Source organism: Streptomyces rubiginosohelvolus (genome assembly GCF_014649875.1).
GTDB classification, from domain to species: Bacteria; Actinomycetota; Actinomycetes; order Streptomycetales; family Streptomycetaceae; genus Streptomyces; species Streptomyces rubiginosohelvolus.
In genome coordinates this window covers 207,838-225,412 of record NZ_BMTW01000011.1, presented here as the reverse complement: position 1 = coordinate 225,412, position 17,575 = coordinate 207,838, and the positions used below count along the sequence as shown (strand labels likewise).

The window sequence follows — 17,575 nt, the reverse complement described above, 5'->3', positions numbered from 1 at the left end:
ACTCTTCTCATGCGCTCTTGAACTTCCCTCGCCACACCAGGACCGCGAAGAAGGGGGCCCCGAGGAGGGCGACCACGACACCCGCTTCCAGCTCGCCGGGCCGTACGACCACCCGGCCCACGATGTCGCAGACCAGCAGGACACCGGCCCCGAGGAGACCGGCGTACGGCACCAGCCAGCGGTAGTCGGGGCCGGTCAGATAGCGGGCCACATGGGCCACCATGAGCCCGAGGAAGGCGATGGGGCCGCAGGCGGCGGTGGCCGCCCCGGCCAGCAGGGTGACGGCGACGATGCCGAGGGTCCGGCTCGCCGCGATGTTCACTCCCAGTGCCCGCGCCACGTCGTCGCCCAGGTTGAGCAGGTTGAGGGCGGGCAGGGTGATCAGCGCCAGGACCAGTCCGACGGCGATGAACCCGGTCACCGGCCAGATGACGTCGAAGCGGACCCCGGCGACGGAGCCCGCGTTCCAGAACCGCAGCGCGTTCAGCGACTCCTTGTCGGAGAGCGCCACCGCCGCGGTCATCGCCGCGAGGAACACGGTGACGCCCTGCCCGGCCAGGGCGAGGGTCAGCGGGTTGCCCGCACCCCTGCCGATGCTGGCCAGACCGAAGACGACGAGACCGGCGAGACCCGCGCCGACGAACGCGAACCAGACGTACTGGAACGGGTCGGTGAACCCGAACACGGCGATGACCGACACGACGGCGAAGGAGGCCCCGGCGTTCACCCCGAGCAGTCCGGTGTCGGCGATGGGGTTACGGGTGAACCCCTGGATCAGCGCCCCGCCGACCCCGAGGGCCAGGCCCGCCACGATCGCGAGAACCGTCCGGGGCACGCGTACGGTCTGGACGATGAGCCGGATCTCGGTGAGCTTCTGGTCGGGTTCGGGCTCCGCGAACAGCCCGTGCCAGACCTCGGCGGGGCTCAACGCGCGCGCCCCGACGGCCAGGGACACCGTCGCCGCGACCAGCAGGGTCACCGTGAGGACGACCAGCCCCACGACCCGGCGCCGACGGGTGTCCGTCGCCCCTTCCGGGGCGGGGCGCTCCACTGCGGTGGTCAACATGACGACGAACGATATCCCTTTGATCGGACCGGTCGTGCCTGGCCCGCCCGATGGGTCATCGGGCGGGCCAGGCGCTGAACTCGCATTGTTTCAGCGGTTGCTACGGCCGTGCCTGGCCGCCTGCGCCCTCGGCGACCTCGACCGTCGGCCGGGACTCGTCGGAGGTGGACGTGACCCGCCGGTCGAGCAGCGAGTCCAGGATCTCGCCGACCCGTATCGCCGTGTTGGAGAGCAGCGAGGTGGTGATGCCGTGCGTGTGCTCCGTACCGCCCTGGAGGTAGATGCCGCAGCGCAGGGCGGGATCGGTCGAGATCCGGTAGTCGCGCTGTACGCGTACGCGGCCCGACTCGTCGCGCAGGCACTGCTCGCCGACCTGGCCGAGGAGGCCGAGCGGATCGGCGGGGCTGTAACCGGTGGCGAACACCACGACATCGGCGTCGAGTTCCGACTCCTCGTCGGTCACGAGGGATCTCACGGTGGCGCGGACGCTGTCGGGCTTCTCCACCACCCCGGTGACCCGGGACACGTTGAGGAAGCGCAGCCGTTCGGTGCCGAGGACCTTCTCCCGGTACATCTGCCGGTAGAGGTCGTCGATCAGATCGATGTCCACCACGGAGTAGTTGGTGTTGCCGTGGTAGGCCATCAGCCGCCTCTTGACCTCCTCGGGGGCGGCGAAGAACTCGTCGACGGCGTCGGGGTCGAAGATCCGGTTGGCGAAGCTGCTGTCGTCGGCGGGGCTGTAGCCGTAACGGGAGAAGACCGCGCAGACCTCGGCGTCGGGGAACCTGCGGTGCAGGTAGGCGACGTTCTCGGCGGCGCTCTGTCCGGCGCCGACGACGACGAACCGGGAGGGCGAGTCGTCTTCCAGCCCGTCGACCTTGCGCAGCAGATCGGAGTTGTGCCAGACGCGGTCGCCGCGTTCCACGCCGTCCGGCATGAGGGGACGCAGGCCGGTTCCGATGACGAGGTTGCGGGCCCGGTGGACGGAGAGCCCTTCCGCGGACCGGACGGTCACGTCCAGGTACTCCACGGTCCCGTCGTGCGCGAACGGAGTGACCGCGACGACTTCGTGTCCGTAGGAGACCAGGTCGTCGACCTTGGCCGCGGCCCACTCGAAGTAGTCGTGGAACTCCACCCGCAGCGGGAAGAGGTTCTTGTGGTTGATGAAGTCGATCAGCCGGCCCTGGCTCTGCAGATAGCAGAGGAAGCTGAATTCGCTGGCCGGGTTCCGGAGCGTCACCAGATCCTTGAGGAAGGAGACCTGCATGGTGGCGTCGTCGATGAGCATGCCGCGGTGCCAGCCGAAGCTCGACTGCTGCTCGAAGAAGTGGGCGGTGACCGAATCCTGCCTGCCGACTTTGCTGTTGTGCTCGCTCAGCGCGATCGCCATGGCCACATTGGACGGGCCGAAGCCGATGCCGATGAGGTCGTGGACCAGTGGTGTGTCGCCAGGAAGACCCTGAGACATGTCACTCCCATCATCCGGGAAAGCCGCCTGTCAGGCGTGAGGGGAAGGGCTCGATGAGTGGGCACGCCAAGGGGGTCACGCACCCGAACTTAGGTGAGCCTAAGCTCGCCAACTCACCTTGTCGATAGGGCACATGGGACGCCATGATGGTGATGATCTGTCAATCATGGCCGGAAATAAGCGCTGTTGCCGCGCCATGTGCGACGCCTCGCGGCCCCGGCCCGCAGCACCCGCGCCCATCCAGGACCGGCCACTGCCGGAGTACGGCCGAAATTCGCGCCATGGATCCGGACGCCGACGGTCCGGTGCTCAGGCGTCGGGGTCGGCACCCGGGGGCTCCGAGGCGTCGAGGCGGACCAGCCGGTACCCCTTGAGTCCCGCCTTCCTCTTCCGGCCCGGCGACGCGCCCCTGCGGCGCAGGTTCTGCGCCGCGCCGAACAGGGCACCGAGCTGGGGGTTGCCTCGCCTCAGGCGGTAGAACGTGTCCCGCTTCACGCCCACGAGGGCGCCCGCCTCGATGAACGGCACGCCGCACAGGATGGCGTCCAGGGCCACCTTGAGCACAGCGGGGTTGGTGGCGACGTCCGGCACCACGTCGTGCACATGCGCCAGGGACCTGGCTGTCGACAGGGCGGCGTCGAAGACCGGGTCCTCGGCACGCCAGGACGCGAGCAGCCGCTCGGAGACGCCGGCGGCGGAAGCGCAGCCCGCGGCGTCGAGCCCCATGGCCGCCGCCCGGACCGCCTCGGCCCGCCGCTGCGCCTTCTCCTCCTTCAGGGACATGGCCGGCCGCAGCGCGTCCGCCAGAGCACGCTCCGCGGCCTTCGCTCCGGCAAGTCCGGCCACTACGTCTTCGGCCCAGGCTTCCGGCGCCCCGGCCGCCGCGTCACTCCCCGCCCCACCGACCGACCGGTCGCCCATCGATCCGCTCCTTCACCCGCACGCCGTGTTGTTCAAGATGCAACTATATGGCCCGCTCCCCTCGATCCGGCCCTGCCGACCGGCCGCTCTCGTAACCGCAGGTCCTTACGGTCCCGTGACCTGTGCGCGCCGGACCCCGCCCGACGCCGCGCCCGGCCCTAGCGTGGCGGTCATGCGCGTACTGATCACCGGCGGAGCCGGGTTCATCGGGTCACATGTCGTCGCCGCCCTCGCCGCGGCCGGGCACGAGAGCGTGGTGCTGGACGCCCTCCTGCCGTCGGCCCACCCCGGCGGCACACCGCCACAGCTGCCGGGCGACCGGACGGTCGTCGGCGACGTCCGGGACCGGGAGGCGGTGGCGGACGCGCTGGCCGGGGTGGACGCGGTGTGCCACCAGGCGGCCATGGTCGGCCTCGGCAAGGACTTCGCGGACGCCCCGCTGTACGTGGGGTGCAACGACCTCGGTACGGCGGTGCTGCTGGCGGAGATGGCCGCGGCCGGGGTCCGGGACCTGGTGCTGGCCGGGTCGATGGTGGTCTACGGCGAGGGGCGCTACGACTGCTCCCGGCACGGCACGGTCCGCCCCGGGCCGCGCGCGGAGGCCGATCTGCGAGCGGGTGACTACGAGCCCCGCTGCCCGCACTGCGGCACGGCACTGACACCCGGCCTGGTGGCCGAGGACGCACCCGTGGACCCGCGCAACGTGTACGCGTCGACCAAACTCGCCCAGGAGCACCTGGCCGCCGCGTGGGCGCGGGCCACGGGCGGCCGGGCGGTGTCCCTGCGCTACCACAACGTGTACGGGCCGGGGATGCCGCGCGACACCCCGTACGCCGGTGTCGCCTCGTTCTTCCGCTCGGCCCTGGCGCGGGGCGAGGCACCCCGGGTCTACGAGGACGGGGGCCAGCGGCGCGACTTCGTCCATGTCCACGATGTGGCGGCGGCGAACGCGGTGGCCCTGGAGGCGGTACGGGAGCGGCGGCCCACGTCCTTCGCCGCGTACAACACCGGCAGCGGCGAACCGCACACCATCGGCGAGATGGCGGCCGCCCTGGCCGGCGCGCACGGCGGGCCGGACCCGGTGGTGACCGGGGAGTACCGCCTGGGCGACGTACGCCATGTCACGGCGGACTCGCGGGCGCTGCGCGAGGAGCTGGGCTGGCGGCCCCGGGTGTCCTTCGCCGAGGGGATGAAGGACTTCGCGTCCGCCCCGCTGCGCGATGCGCGGGGCCGCGGCCGGGAGAGCCGGGGCCGCAGCGAGGAGAGCGCCGTCACGCTGTCGGGAGCGTGACCGAGAAGCAGCAGCCGCCCCGGACGTTGCGGACCTCGGCCCGGCCGGCGTGCGCCTCGACGATGCCGCGCACGATGGCGAGCCCGAGGCCCGCCCCGGCCGGCGGGGTACGGGCGTGGCTGCCGCGCCAGCCCGTGTCGAAGACCCGGGGCAGATCCTCCTCCGGGATTCCGCCGCAGCCGTCGGTCACCGACACCACGACACCGCTGTCCGAGCGGTGCGCGGCGACGGCCACCGTGCCGTCGGGCGGGGTGCGGCGGATCGCGTTGATCAGGAGGTTGCCCAGAACCCGGCTCATCTCCTTGCCGTCGACCTCCACCGGCACCTCGTCGATCCGGTCGCCGACCAGCCGCACCCCGTGCTCACGGGCGAGCGGGTCGGCCCCGGCCAGCGCGTCGCCGACCAGGTCGTAAAGGGAGATCCGGGCCGGCGCGAGGGCGAGCGAACCGGCCTGGATGCGGGAGAGCTCGAAGAGGTCGCCGACCATGGAGTTCATGCGCTCGACCTCGACCCTTATCTGCCGCAGATAGCGGCCGGAGTCGGCGGCCATGCCGTCCTCCAGTGCCTCGGCCATCGCGCGGAGTCCGGCAAGCGGGGTGCGCAGATCGTGCGAGATCCATGCGACGAGTTCGCGCCGCGAGGTCTCCAGCGCCCGTTCCCGCTCCCGCGAGCTGTCCAGTTTCGCGCTGGTGGCGGCCAGTTCACGGGCGAGCGCGGCCAGCTCGGCGGTGGGCTGTCCGGCGGGCGCGGCGAAGGTGCCGCCGTCGCCGAACGACCGTGTGGCCAGTGTCAGTTCACGGCTCCGGTCGGCCACCCAGCGGCCCAGCAGGACGGCGGTGGCCAGGGAGATGAGGGCGGCCATCGCCACGACGGTCGTGACGACGTAGAGGTCGTGCGGCGAGAGGAACATCGCCCAGGCGACCGTCAGGGTCCCGGCGAGCATCGCCGCCACGGCCACCCCGGCGACGACGCTCAGCGAGACGATCAGCGAACGGTGGCGCAGCAGGCGCAGGACGCCCGCGCCGATGAGCCCGGCGGCGGCTGCCCCCAGGAAGGCGAAGAGCGCGATGAGCAGGACGTCGGTCACCGCGACCGGCCCCCGGCGGGCGGCACGGCGGGGGCGGCGGGCGGGCGGTCGTCCGCCCCCGGGCTCTCCGGGGCCGGGTCCAGGCGGTATCCGACGCCCCACACGGTCCGGATCAGCCGGGGGCGGGCCGGGTCGTCCTCGACCTTGCCGCGCAGCCTGCGGATGTGGACGGTGACCGTCGAGAGGTCACCGAAGTCCCATCCCCAGACCTCGCGCATCAACTCCTCCCGCCCGAACGCCTTTCCGGGGTGCCGGAGAAGGAAAGCGAGCAGGTCGAACTCCCGCAGTGTCAGGGCGAGTCCGCGCCCGTCACGGGTGGCCTGCCGGGACGCGGGGTCGAGGTTCAGCCCGCCCCCGGAGAGCGGACCGGTGCCGTCCGCGGGTGCGGCGGCCCTGGCTCGGCGCAGCACGGAGTCGACCCGCAGGACCAGTTCGCGTGGGCTGAACGGCTTGGTGACGTAGTCGTCGGCGCCGGTCTCCAGCCCGAGGATGCGGTCCTCCTCGTCACCCCGGGCGGTGAGCATGATGACGGGGACCGGCCCGTGCTCCCGCATCCGGCGGCAGACCTCGAACCCGTCCATGGCGGGGAGCATCAGGTCCAGGACGACGAGATCAGGCCGGCGTGCCGCGAACCGTCCCAGGGCGGCGGGCCCGTCCTCGGCCTGCTCGACCGCGTATCCGGCTCGGTGCAGATAGCCGACGACGACTTCGGCGACGGTCGGGTCGTCGTCCACGACGAGGACCCGGCCGCGCGTTCCCGGGGAGCCGGACGGCGGGCAGTCGGGCGGGGTGTTCTCCATGGTGTCCACTGTGGCACCCCGCCCCCCGCGCGCCGGGGTCCGAGCACCCCCCATCCGGCCGACGTCCATGTTTCGTAAGAACCTGATGCCCTGAATGCCGGTTTTGCCTCCGTAGGGTGATGCGGGTGACTGATTCTTCTGCCGCCCTTCCGTGTCCACCCTCCCCGCACACCGGCCTGCTGACGGCCGATGTCGTTCTGCCCTGCCTCGACGAGGCCGCCGCCCTGCCCTGGGTACTCGATCGCATCCCCGACGGGTGGCGCGCGATCGTGGTCGACAACGGCTCGACCGACGGTTCGGCCGAGCTCGCCCGGTCCCTCGGCGCGAGCGTCGTCACGGAGGAACGGCGGGGGTTCGGCGCGGCCTGCCACGCCGGGCTGCTCGCCGCCGAGGCCGAGTTCGTCTGTTTCTGCGACTGCGACGGCTCGCTGGACCCCGCGCTGCTGACCGGCTTCGTGCGGCGGATCGCGGACGGTGAGTGCGATCTGCTGCTCGGCCGCCGCCGCCCCGAGGGCCGGGGCGCCTGGCCGCCGCACGCGCGCGCCGGCAATCTGGCGCTGGCCCGGATGCTGCGCCGCCGTACTGGCCTGCGCCTGCACGACCTCGGCCCGCTGCGAGCGGCCCGCCGCGCCGATCTGCTGGACCTGGACCTCACCGACCGGCGCAGCGGCTATCCGCTCCAGATGGTGGTCCGGGCCTCGGACGCCGGGCTGCGGGTCGCCGAGAGCGACGTCCCCTACCGGCCGCGCACCGGGAAGTCGAAGGTGACCGGCACCTGGCGCGGGACCTGGCACGCGGTGCGGGACATGCGGGGCGTCCTGCGCGAGCCGCCGGCGGACCCCGCTCCCGGTGGGGTCGTGGGTGCGGGAACGGGGGCCCTGCGATGAGCATGTACGGGTCGATGCCCGTGGGGCCGACGGAACTACTGGTCATCGCGAAGGAGCCGGTGGCCGGACGGGTCAAGACCCGGCTCTGCCCTCCCTTCTCCCCCGTCGAGGCCGCCGAGCTGGCGACCGCGGCCCTCACGGACACCCTGGAGACCCTGCTCACCCTTCCCGCCCGGCGGCGGGTCCTCGTCCTCGACGGGCGGCCGGGCCCCTGGGCGTCCCCCGGGTTCGAGGTGGTGCCGCAGAGCGCGGGCGGTCTGGACGAGCGCCTCGCGGCGGCCTTCGGCGGGTGTACCGGGCCGGCCCTCCTGGTCGGCATGGACACCCCGCAGCTGACGGCCGGTCTGCTCGCCCCCGCACTCGCGCCGGACGCCTGGGACGGCTGCGGGGCCTGGTTCGGTCCGGCCGAGGACGGCGGGTTCTGGGCATTGGGCCTGGCGGAACCCGATCCGGCTCTGCTGCGCGGGGTGCCGATGTCCCTCCCGGAGACCGGCGCGGTGCAGCGGAGCAGGCTGGTGGAGGCGGGGCTCGCCGTGCGCGATCTGCCGGTGCTGGTCGACGTGGACACCGCAGCCGATGCCCACCGGGTCGCGGCTGCCGCGCCGGGCGGCCGGTTCGCCGCGGTGCTCGACCGGCTGACCGGGGCGGGGGTGCGATGAGTACGACCGTGCCCTCGTCCGAGCTCACGGCGTCGGCCCCCGCCGAATCCGCCGACATCACCGAAGCCGGTACGGGTCCGGCCACGCCGCGCACCGCTTCCTGGGGTGCCGACCCGTACGCCAACGCCCTGCGCACCGGCCGGGGTCCGCTGTTCCTGCGCCGCAGCGACGGCTGGCTGCTGCCCCTGGACGTGGAGCGCTGGTGCTCCGACGCCGGCTCCGCCGATCTGTCCGCGCTGCACCGGTGCGAGGGGCCGGTGCTGGACATCGGCTGCGGGCCGGGGCGGCTGGTCGCCGAGCTGACCTCGCTCGGGCACCGGGCGCTGGGCATCGACGTCAGCGAGGCGGCGGTGGACCGTACGCGCCGCCTCGGGGGTGCGGCCCTGCTCCGCAGCGTCTTCGACCCGCTGCCCGGGGAGGGCCGTTGGGGTACCTTGCTGCTCCTCGACGGCAACATCGGGATCGGCGGCGACCCGGCCGCGCTGCTGGCACGGGCGGCCGATCTGCTCGGCGTCGGCGGGCTGCTGATCGCCGAGACCGCCCCCGTCGACGTGGACGAACGGGTCCGGGTCCGGCTCGACGACGGCCGGGGCGGACCGCCCGGGGAGTCCTCCCCCGCCGCCGTGTGCGGGGCCGCCGCCGAGCCGTTTCCCTGGGCGCGGATCGGGACACCCGCCCTGCTGCGGCACGCCCGCGCGTGCGGCTGGCGTACCGCCGATCAGTGGGGCGCGGAGGGGCGGACGTTCGTGTCCCTGCGCCGCCCGGTACGGGAGCGGAGCGCCCGGGCCAGCAGCCAGAGCGCGGAGAGCGCGAACAGCACGCCGGTGATCAGCAGCCAGTTGCCGAAGTAGACGCCCGGGGTGGTGCCGGCGGCGGCCTCGTACCGCCGTTCGGTCCGCCGGGCGATCAGCGGGAACCAGATCAGCAGGAGCAGCCCGGAGAGGAACGCCGGTACCCGGACGAAGTTCACCAGGGCCGTCCGGGGGCCGAGCGCGGCGCGCAGCGCCCGGTCGGCCCCGGCGTACACCGGCAGCAGCACCAGATCGTGCAGGACGGCCGCCCCGGCGAACCAGAGCAGAACCCCGACGGTGTCCCCGTCCAGCAGCCGTACGCCCGCGTAGCCGGCCAGACAGAACGAGGCGGCGAGCAGGATCAGGTGGAACGGGCCCTCGCCGTACAGACGGCGCGGCGAGAAGCGCGGGCGACGGGAGGTGGCGGAGCCCGGCGGCACGGCTCGGGTGGACATCACAGCTCTCCGAACGTCAGGGTCTCGACCCACTTGGTGTTCAGGACTCCGGGCGCGGCGGGGACGATGATCCGGGCCGGGTAGCCGTGGTCGGGCGACAGCGGGGCGCCGTTCACCTCCAGCGCGAGCAGCGAACGGCCGTCACGGACCTGGTTGTCGCGCAGCGCGGTCTTGCGGAAGGAGCCGCCGCGCTGGAGCGACTCGACGAACACGCCCGGCGGCCGGTCCGGGAATCCGGCGAGCGCCGCCAGATCGGAGAGCCGCACCCCGCGCCACTGCTGGTCCGAGGTCGACCAGCCCTCCACGCAGGCGATCGGGAGCGCCGCGCTGTGCTGTTCCATGGCCAGCAGTTCGGCCCGGGAGAAGCGGAATTCCCCGGCGGGCCCGCGTACGGTCAGCCGCCAGCGCTCCCCCGTGTCGGCGGGGGTGATCCGTACGGCGGCGGCGGTCTTGTTGACCTGGAAGGCGTTCGGTCCCGGCCCCGGGTCGGTGCCGCCGCGCGGGGTGAGGAGAGCGATGCGGCGCAGCGGCCCGTCGAAGCTCCGGCCGGCCGAGGTGATCAGCAGCAGAAGTGAACCGGCGCCCACCATGGCCAGCGCGCCGCGCCGGGACAGGGTGGCGGGGAGCGGGTCGGGGGCGGCGAGGGTGTCCGGCTCGCCGCGCGGGATGCCGTTGCGCAACACCCGTACGGCCTGCGGCGCCTTGAGGACCGTATGGGTGACGAACCCGGCGAGGAAGACCCAGGCGCCGTAGAAGTGCAGGGTGTAGAAGGACCCGGGGAAGAGGTAGTCCAGCTGGATGTTGAGCAGTCCGGTGATGAACTGGAACAACGCCCCGCCGATGAGCAGCAGCAGCGAGAGCCGCTCCAGGGCGTGCCCGACGGAGCGGGCGGGCGGCAGGGCGAAGAGCCGGGGGATCACCGACCAGAGCTTCGCGAGCAGGACGGGCACGAGCACGATGCCGATGGTGACGTGCAGGCCCTGGGTGAGCCGGTAGAGCCAGTGCGGGCCGGTCGGCCAGGAGAACAGGTAGAAGCCCAGCAGGCCCTTGCCCGGCGTCTTGTCGTTGACCGGGTTCAGGTCCGGGTTGTAGGCGGCGTACGAGAGCAGACCGGTGACGAACAGCAGCGTGAGTCCGGCTAGCAGCACGATGCCGAGGACGGCGGTGAAGCGCGCCCCGCGCACGGGGCTGCGCCAGAACCCCGGGTCGGCGGGCGTACGCAGGGAGCGGAGGGCGCCTGGGAGGGATCGGGTGGGGCGGCGTTCGGGCATGGGACCGACGCTAAGCGCGGAGCACCCTCCACGGGCGGGTACGACTCCTGACGGAATTCTGACGTCGCGGCCGGACGACGCGACGGATATCACCGCGAGAAGCAGCTGTGGGAGCAGATCTGACGGTTCGGTGACGCGGCCCCGCCGGACCGCCCGATCGCCGCCCGATGTGCATAACGTGCCACCGTGAAGACCGAGGACGTCACCCCCACGGACACCGCCGACGGCACCGGACACGGCCCGCCCGCACCGCCGGAACGCATCGACGAACGCGCGCGGCGCGCGGGACGGGCCGACCTGGTCGCCGCCGCAGCGGGCGTGCTGCTGGTCACCGCCGCCGTGCTCATCGGCCGGGTCATCCAGGACCGGGACCAGACCCTGTTCGCGCAGTGGCCGCCCTTCCTGGCCTCCTGGGACCCCCACCTGGGCCCCGGCACTCCCGCCGCGCTGACCATGGCCGTCCTGGTCGTCGCGTACGGCCCGTCGCTCGCCGCCCGGCTGCCCTGGCGCGGGCTCCTCGCGGCGGCCTGGGCCGGGTCCACGGCCTGGGTGTTCTCGATGGCGCTGATCGACGGCTGGTACCGGGGTGTCGAGCGGCGGCTCACCACCAAGCACGAGTATCTGCAGGTCATCGACCGCTTCGCGGACATCCCCGCCACGCTGCGCGGCTTCACCGACCACATCCTGTTCGACGCGCCCGGCAACTGGCCCGCCCATGTCGCCGGGCATCCACCGGGCGCGACGCTGACCTTCGTCTGGCTGGACCGCATCGGGCTCGGCGGCGGCACCTGGGCGGCGGTCTGGTGTGTCGTGGTGGGCAGTTCGGCGGTACTGGCCGTCCTGATCACCGTCCGGGTGCTGGCCGACGAGCGGCTGGCCCGGCGTGCCGCGCCCTTCCTCGTCCTCGCCCCGGCCGCCGTCTGGGCGGGCGTCTCCGCCGACGGGTACTTCGCGGCCGTCGCCGCCTGGTCGGTGGCGCTGCTCGCCCTCGCCGCCACCCGCCGGGTCCGCTTCCCGGCCCTGGCGGCGGCCGGCGGGGGTCTGCTGTTCGGGTGGACCTGCTACCTGAGTTACGGGCTGGGGCTGATGGCGGCCGTTCTGCTCGCGGTCCTGGTGCTCGCCCGGACCGCCCGCCCGGTGCCGGTGTTCCTGCTCGGCGCGCTCGTGGTCCCGGTGGCCTTCACCCTCGCCGGGTTCAACTGGTGGACGGCCTACCACCTGTTGGTCGAGCGCTACTACCAGGGAGCGGGGGGCGTCCGCCCGTACGGCTACTGGGTCTGGGCCAACCTGGCCTGCGCGACCGTCGCGGCCGGGCTCGCCGCCGTCGCCGGGCTGCGCCGGAGCGCGGTGGCCGCGCCCGGTGCCGTACGAACTCTGCGGGGCGGATCCGGGGCGGCCTCCCCGGAAGGGCGGCTGGCGTTGCTCGTTCTGGCGGCGCTGGTGGCGCTGCTCGCCGCCGACCTCTCCGGGATGAGCAAGGCGGAGACGGAGCGCATCTGGCAGCCGTTCCTGCTGTGGCTGCTGCCCGCGGCGGCGCTGCTGCCCCGCCGGGGCGTGCGGTGGTGGCTGATCGCGTCGGCGGTGCCGGCCCTGCTCGTCAACCACCTGCTGTGGACGGGGTGGTGAGGTCCGGCCCGTGGTGAGCTGCCCCTACTTGGTGTCCAGGTCCCGGCGGCGGAAGCCCGCCAGTCCCAGCGCGATCAGTCCGGCCGCGACGGCGGTCAGGGCGAGCAGCGGGGTCCAGGTCATGGGCGCGGCCGGGAGTTGGGGCACATGGCCGAAGGGCGACAGGTTCGTCAGCCCGTCCGGGAGCTGGAGGATGGGCCCCAGGTATCCGACGAGGAACGCGTACACGGGCACGATCCAGGCCACCGCCCCCGCCCTCGGGAACCAGCCGAAGAGCAGCACGGCCACACCGACGGTGACCCACAGGGCCGGGGCGTACGCGGCCGCCGCCAGGGCCAGTTCGAGGACCAGGCTCCCGTCCCCCGCCGACGCCGCGCCCGCGACGCCGAAGCACAGCCCGGCCAGGACCAGCAGCGCCGTGCCGCCGGTCAGGGCGACGGCGACATGGCTCCCGAGCCAGCGGTTGCGGGAGAGACCGGTGGCCAGGAGCGGTTCGGCGCGGCCGGCGTTCTCCTCGGCACGCGGTCGCAGCGCGGCCATCACCACGTACACAGCGGCGACGACCGCGACGACGACCATCACCATGGACGCGAACGACTCGGCCACGGTGGCGCCGCCGATATCCTTCAGCGCCTCCTGGAGCTGCTCGACGCTCTCCACCATGTCGGCCGCCTCGCCGAGGATCGAGCCGTACATGACTCCCATCAGGCACAGCCCCGCGGCGAAGCCCAGCAAGGTCGCCCGGTGCAGCCGCAGGGCGAAGCCGAAGGGCCGGGTCAGTGCGTCGGACGCCGTACGCCGGCCGAGCCGGGCGGGGCGCAGGCCCGCGCCGACATCGCGCCGGGTGCTCAGGACGAAGCCGTAGGCGGCGGTCGCGGCGGCGAGGAGCAGGCAGAGGGCGAGCGGCCACCACCGGTCGTCGACGGAGACGTAGGTGCGCTGGATCCAGCCGATCGGGCTGAGCCAGGACAGGGCGTCGTTGCCCACGTCGCCGGAGGCCCGCAGCACGTAGGCCGCGCCGATCGTCGCGAGCGCCAGGCCCGCCGCGCCCCGGCTGTGCGCCGTGAGCTGCGCGGTGATCGCGGCGACACCGGCGAAGACGAGGCCGATCGCGGCGTGCGCGAGGCCGTACAGCAGCGCCCCGCCCGGACCGACTCCGTCGACGCCGGTCGCAGTGAGGCCCAGGGCCAGCAGCAGGGCGAGGCCGAGGTCGGCCACGACGGCGACGGCCAGGGCGGCGGCGAGGTGCGCGTGGTGGCCGACGACGGTGGAGCGGACCAGTTCGGCGCGGCCGGTCTCCTCCTCGTCGCGGGTGTGCCGGATGACGGTCAGGATGCTCATCAGGCCGACCAGGACGGCCATGAAGCCGAGCATCTGGTGGCCGAGCATCGCGCCCGCGGTGTAGTCGGACAGATAGGGGCGGGGGCCGGTCATGGCGAGCGCGGCCGGACTGTCCATGGAGCTGACGGCCGCGGCGCGCTCCTCGGGGGTGGAGTACAGCGTCTTGTACTCGGCCGCCGTGGCCAGGGTGCCCAGGGTGAGGGCGAGCAGCCATACGGACATGCGGACGCGGTCGCGCCGCAGGTTGAACCGGAGAAGGGTCCCGGTGCCGGTGAAGGCGGCGGGCTGGATCCTGGCGGGCACGGACCTGCCGGGGGCGTCGAGGGGTGCGGCGACACCGGTCATCGGGCAACGCCCCCCGAGGCGGACGAGGAGGGGGAGGAGGCGGAGAGCGCGATTTCGTCACCGTAATGACGCAGCATCAGCTCTTCGAGCGTCGGCGGGTGGCTGGTGAGACTCCGGATGCCGAACTCGCCGAGCCTGCGGATCGCCGCGTCGAGGTGGGCTCCGTCCACGGCGAAGTGCACCCACAGGTCCGTCGCCGTCAGCCCGTGGACACCGGGCAGGTCGTCGAGTCCGGTGACCGGGCGTTCGGTCTCGGCCTCGACGGTCGTCCGCGTGAGGTGGCGCATCTCGCCGAGCGTTCCCGACTGGACGGTGCGGCCCTGGCGGACGATGCTGACGCGGTCGCAGAGCTTTTCGACCTGGGCCAGGATGTGGCTGGAGAGCAGCACGGTCTTCCCCGCCGCTTTCGCCTGGAGGATGACGTCCTGGAAGACGACCTCCATCAGGGGGTCGAGGCCCGCCGTGGGCTCGTCGAGGAGGAGCAGTTCGGCGTCGGAGGCGAGCGCGGCGACGATGGCGACCTTCTGCCGGTTGCCCTTGGAGTAGGCGCGGCCCTTCTTGAGCGGGTCGAGGTCGAACCGGTCGATGAGTTCGTCGCGCCGCCGCCGGTCGAGGCCGCCGCGCAGCTTCGCCAGCAGGTCGATGGCCTCGCCTCCGGTGAGGCCCGGCCACAGCTCGACGTCCCCGGGGACGTAGGCGAGCCGCCGGTGCAGTTCGACCGCGTCCTTCCACGGGTCCTTGCCGAGGAGTTGGACGCCTCCGGAGTCGGCGCGCAGCAGACCCAGCAGGACGCGGATCGTCGTGGACTTGCCCGCCCCGTTGGGTCCGAGGAAGCCGTGGACCTCGCCGGCCTCCACATCGAGGTCGAGGCCGGTGAGGGCGTGTGTCGGGCCGAACGACTTGTGGAGTCCGGAGACGGTGATGGCCTTCTTCATGTTTCGAAACTACGCTTCTTTCAGAAATGTGTGAAGTTAAAGAAGCGTATGAATCGCTCGTAGACTGGCCGGAGGCGCGGTCGGCACGCGAGCGCCGGGAGATACGGAGACCGGGGTCGGAACATGGATGAGCGGCGGACGGACAACGGCACGGACGGCGACGACGAGGCGGCGGCCGTCTCCCGGTTCGTGGAGCGGTTCGCCGCCCAGCTGGTCCAGGCGGGCATGACCCGCATGCCGGCCAGGGTCTTCGCCGCCCTGCTCTCCTCGGAACAGGGCGCGCTCACCTCCGCCGAACTGAGCGAACAGCTGAAGGTCAGCCCGGCGGCCGTGTCGGGAGCCGTCCGCTATCTCGCCCAGGTCAACCTGGTCGGCCGCGAGCGGGAACCGGGGTCCCGGCGTGAGCGCTATCGCGTCCAGGGCGACCAGTGGTACGACGCGCTGCTCGAACGGGACGCCTTCCTGAGGAACTGGCAGACCACGATGCGGGAGGGCGTGCAGCAGTTCGGACTCGACACCCCGCAGGGCCGCCGGATCAACGAGACCCTGGAGTTCTTCCTGTTCCTGGAGAAGGAGCTCGGCTCGCTGATGCAGCGCTGGGCGGCACACCGGGCGGAACACCTCGGGGGCTGAGCACCTTGAGGGCTGAGCACCTTGAGGGCTGAGCACCTTGAGGGCTGAGCATCTCGGGGGCTTGGGGCGCCCGTCAGCTCACACGTTGTTCGGCGAGGTCGAGCCAGTGCTCCACCTCGGACGGGGTGAAGTGCCGGATGGCCCAGTCGACCATGCGCAGACTCATGTGCGCCCACGCGGGCCGCAGGACGTCCGCGGGGAGCGCGTCGAGGACGGCGTCGAGATGGCGCGCCACTCCGGGGTCCGCTCCCCCGCCGTGGATGCCGAAGCGCAGGGTGACCAGATCGAACCGGCGGTCGCCGCGAGCGGCCCCGTCCCAGTCGATGACGCCGGTGACAGAGCCGCCGGACGCCAGCAGGTTTCCGGGGTGGAAGTCCATGTGCACGGCATCGTCGCCGGCCAGCCGGTCGGGATGGTCCGCGCCGACGGCGGCGACCCATCGCTCCAGCGCGGCACTGCGACGGCTGTGCCGGCGCAGTGGCTCGTGCAGGCAGTAGCCGGGGCCGTCCTGACGCAGGAACAGCCGGGCGGCGGGGACATCGGGATGCCCGGCGAGCCGGCCGGCCTGCGACCGGTTGAGTTCGAGGGCCTGAACCAGACCGTGGTGGTCGAGGCGGTCGATCACGGTACCGGGCAGGAGCTCCTGAACCGTGACGACCGCGTGTCCCACCTGGGCCACCAGCTCGGTGTCCGGAACCGGACAGCCCGCACGCCGCAGCACCCGGCTGACGGTGAGCGGCCCCGCCTCCATGTCCGCCACGCGGCTGTGCGGCCGCCACTTGAGCACGGAGCGACGACGGTCCGTCCGGCGCACATAGGCGGCGCCGACCTGCCCGCCCGGGCACGGGCCGTCCAGGACCAGCCGGACACCGGTCTCGGCATGGAGGGCGTCGAGCATCCGGGCGGCGTCGAGGCGCTCGGCCCGCGCCCAGCCGTGCGATGGAGAGGTCATGGAGCCATGATGACCGCGCCCACGGTCGCGGGATCCGGCGGCCCAGGCCTGGCGGCCGGACGCTCACCGCATCCCCGCCGTACTGGCAGGCCGTACCGCGCCCGCCCCGAAGCGGGCCCGGGCGCGATCGGCCGCGGCCTCGATGCGGCGGGCGCGGTCGTCGTCGGGGCCGAAGGTCAGCTGCCGGGAGGTGGAGGCGGCGTCGCCGAGGTCGCCCGCGCGCAGGGCCAGCGAGCGGACCCGGGCCCGCTGGAGTCCCAGAGCGCCGTGCAGCGCGTGGGCCGTGGCGCGGAGTTGGGGGGTGTGCGCGGTGGCCTCGGGCAGGGTGCGGCTTCGGGTGATCGACGCCTGCCCCGTACGGTCGGCGTACTGGACGGTCAGGGTCAGCACCCGGCAGGTCTGCCGCTCGTCGCGGAGGCGGGCGCCGAGCTGTTCGGTCAGGTGGGTCAGGGCGGCCTCCCGGCGGGCGGCGTCGGACTCGTCCTGGGCGAAGCGGTGTTCGGCCTCGACCGTGCGGGGCGGGGCGCCGGCGGTGACGCGGCTGGGGTCGATGCCCGCCGCGCGGTCGCGCAGTTCGCGCCCGGAGGCCGCGCCCAGGATCCGCTGGAGGGTGAGCAGCGGGGTGGCCGCGACCCGGTCGGCGGTGCGCAGGCCGTACGAGGCCAGGGTGCGGGCGGTGGCCGGGCCGACCCCGGGCAGCGCGGAAGCGGGGAGCCCGGCGAGGAACCGGGTGACGGCCTCGGGGTCGTCCGGGACCGTGCGGACGGCGCCGGGCTCCCCGCGGTGTGCGGCGAGCCGGGCGAGCAGCGGGTTGGGGCCGATGCCGACCGTCACGTCGAGTCCGTGGAGCGCGGCCGCGCGCATCCGGATCAGGCCCGCGAGCCCGGCGGCGTCGCGGTCGAAGTAGCGGGTGCTCCCGGACACGTCGGCGAGGGCCGCGTCCGGCGGCAGTGCCTGCGCGACGGGGGTGAACTCGCCGACCATGTCCAGGAGTCGGCGGTATACGGGCTCCGGCTGCGGGTCGCCGAAGTGGAGATAGAGGATCAT

At 73.3% G+C, this 17,575-nt stretch carries 16 protein-coding genes; 6 read left to right on the top strand and 10 right to left on the bottom strand.

The window, feature by feature from the left end; genetic code table 11:
* Positions 1–7: 7 nt before the first annotated feature.
* The 3 genes from IE134_RS23985 to IE134_RS23975 form a co-directional block, all read right to left on the bottom strand.
* On the bottom strand, positions 8–1,066 hold the full coding sequence (locus IE134_RS23985; protein WP_030722637.1) for a FecCD family ABC transporter permease: 1,059 nt from the start codon (positions 1,064–1,066) through the stop codon (positions 8–10).
* 100 nt (positions 1,067–1,166) lie between these two features.
* Positions 1,167–2,534: a lysine N(6)-hydroxylase/L-ornithine N(5)-oxygenase family protein gene (locus tag IE134_RS23980; RefSeq protein ID WP_098020217.1), complete on the bottom strand. Its 1,368-nt coding sequence runs from the start codon at positions 2,532–2,534 to the stop codon at positions 1,167–1,169.
* A gap of 309 nt (positions 2,535–2,843) precedes the next feature.
* Positions 2,844–3,455 carry a hypothetical protein gene (locus IE134_RS23975; protein ID WP_189431647.1) on the bottom strand — a complete coding sequence of 204 codons (612 nt, stop codon included), beginning with the start codon at positions 3,453–3,455 and terminating at the stop codon, positions 2,844–2,846.
* A 172-nt stretch (positions 3,456–3,627) separates the two neighbouring features.
* Between IE134_RS23975 and IE134_RS23970 the strand changes: the two genes are divergently transcribed.
* Positions 3,628–4,746, top strand: coding sequence for an NAD-dependent epimerase/dehydratase family protein (locus IE134_RS23970; RefSeq protein ID WP_030722646.1), 1,119 nt, complete (start codon positions 3,628–3,630; stop codon positions 4,744–4,746).
* Here IE134_RS23970 and IE134_RS23965 read toward each other — a convergent pair.
* Positions 4,727–5,833, bottom strand: coding sequence for a sensor histidine kinase (locus tag IE134_RS23965; RefSeq protein WP_030722649.1), 1,107 nt, complete (start codon positions 5,831–5,833; stop codon positions 4,727–4,729). The genes IE134_RS23970 and IE134_RS23965 overlap by 20 nt on opposite strands.
* Positions 5,830–6,633, bottom strand: a complete 804-nt coding sequence (locus IE134_RS23960; RefSeq protein WP_189431646.1) for a response regulator transcription factor — start codon at positions 6,631–6,633, stop codon at positions 5,830–5,832. The genes IE134_RS23965 and IE134_RS23960 overlap by 4 nt, the downstream gene beginning before the upstream one ends.
* A gap of 119 nt (positions 6,634–6,752) precedes the next feature.
* Between IE134_RS23960 and IE134_RS23955 the strand changes: the two genes are divergently transcribed.
* Genes IE134_RS23955 through IE134_RS23945 form a run of 3 tightly spaced genes read left to right on the top strand, consistent with a single transcriptional unit; the run spans position 6,753 to position 9,030 of the window.
* On the top strand, positions 6,753–7,520 hold the full coding sequence (locus tag IE134_RS23955; RefSeq protein WP_189431644.1) for a glycosyltransferase family 2 protein: 768 nt from the start codon (positions 6,753–6,755) through the stop codon (positions 7,518–7,520).
* Positions 7,521–7,534: 14 nt separating this feature from the next.
* Complete coding sequence (locus IE134_RS23950) at positions 7,535–8,179, top strand: TIGR04282 family arsenosugar biosynthesis glycosyltransferase (RefSeq protein WP_098020583.1); 645 nt, start codon at positions 7,535–7,537, stop codon at positions 8,177–8,179.
* The gene (locus tag IE134_RS23945) at positions 8,176–9,030 is read left to right on the top strand and encodes a class I SAM-dependent methyltransferase (RefSeq protein WP_179892720.1); all 855 of its coding nucleotides are present in this window, start codon (positions 8,176–8,178) and stop codon (positions 9,028–9,030) included. The genes IE134_RS23950 and IE134_RS23945 overlap by 4 nt, the downstream gene beginning before the upstream one ends.
* Positions 9,031–9,424: 394 nt before the next feature.
* On the opposite strand, the gene IE134_RS23940 is transcribed toward IE134_RS23945, so the two are convergent.
* On the bottom strand, positions 9,425–10,696 hold the full coding sequence (locus IE134_RS23940) for a molybdopterin-dependent oxidoreductase (RefSeq protein WP_030722663.1): 1,272 nt from the start codon (positions 10,694–10,696) through the stop codon (positions 9,425–9,427).
* A 186-nt stretch (positions 10,697–10,882) separates the two neighbouring features.
* Here IE134_RS23940 and IE134_RS23935 point away from each other — a divergent pair, with 186 nt between their 5' ends.
* Complete coding sequence (locus IE134_RS23935; RefSeq protein WP_030722666.1) at positions 10,883–12,322, top strand: hypothetical protein; 1,440 nt, start codon at positions 10,883–10,885, stop codon at positions 12,320–12,322.
* A 24-nt stretch (positions 12,323–12,346) separates the two neighbouring features.
* Here IE134_RS23935 and IE134_RS23930 read toward each other — a convergent pair whose 3' ends face one another.
* Together IE134_RS23930 and IE134_RS23925 are read right to left on the bottom strand one after the other, a co-directional pair.
* Positions 12,347–14,008 carry an ABC transporter permease gene (locus IE134_RS23930; protein ID WP_030722668.1) on the bottom strand — a complete coding sequence of 554 codons (1,662 nt, stop codon included), beginning with the start codon at positions 14,006–14,008 and terminating at the stop codon, positions 12,347–12,349.
* Entirely contained in the window at positions 14,005–14,943 is a 939-nt protein-coding gene (locus tag IE134_RS23925; RefSeq protein WP_030722672.1) for an ABC transporter ATP-binding protein, read from the bottom strand. Before IE134_RS23925 ends, IE134_RS23930 begins: the two co-directional genes overlap by 4 nt.
* A gap of 123 nt (positions 14,944–15,066) precedes the next feature.
* Between IE134_RS23925 and IE134_RS23920 the strand changes: the two genes are divergently transcribed.
* A complete protein-coding gene (locus tag IE134_RS23920; RefSeq protein ID WP_030722675.1) occupies positions 15,067–15,576 on the top strand; it encodes a GbsR/MarR family transcriptional regulator in 510 nt (169 codons plus the stop codon).
* 73 nt (positions 15,577–15,649) lie between these two features.
* On the opposite strand, the gene IE134_RS23915 is transcribed toward IE134_RS23920, so the two are convergent.
* Positions 15,650–16,528, bottom strand: coding sequence for a phosphotransferase (locus IE134_RS23915; RefSeq protein ID WP_030722678.1), 879 nt, complete (start codon positions 16,526–16,528; stop codon positions 15,650–15,652).
* A 63-nt stretch (positions 16,529–16,591) separates the two neighbouring features.
* The gene (locus tag IE134_RS23910) at positions 16,592–17,575 is read right to left on the bottom strand and encodes a DNA polymerase Y family protein (RefSeq protein WP_189431668.1); all 984 of its coding nucleotides are present in this window, start codon (positions 17,573–17,575) and stop codon (positions 16,592–16,594) included.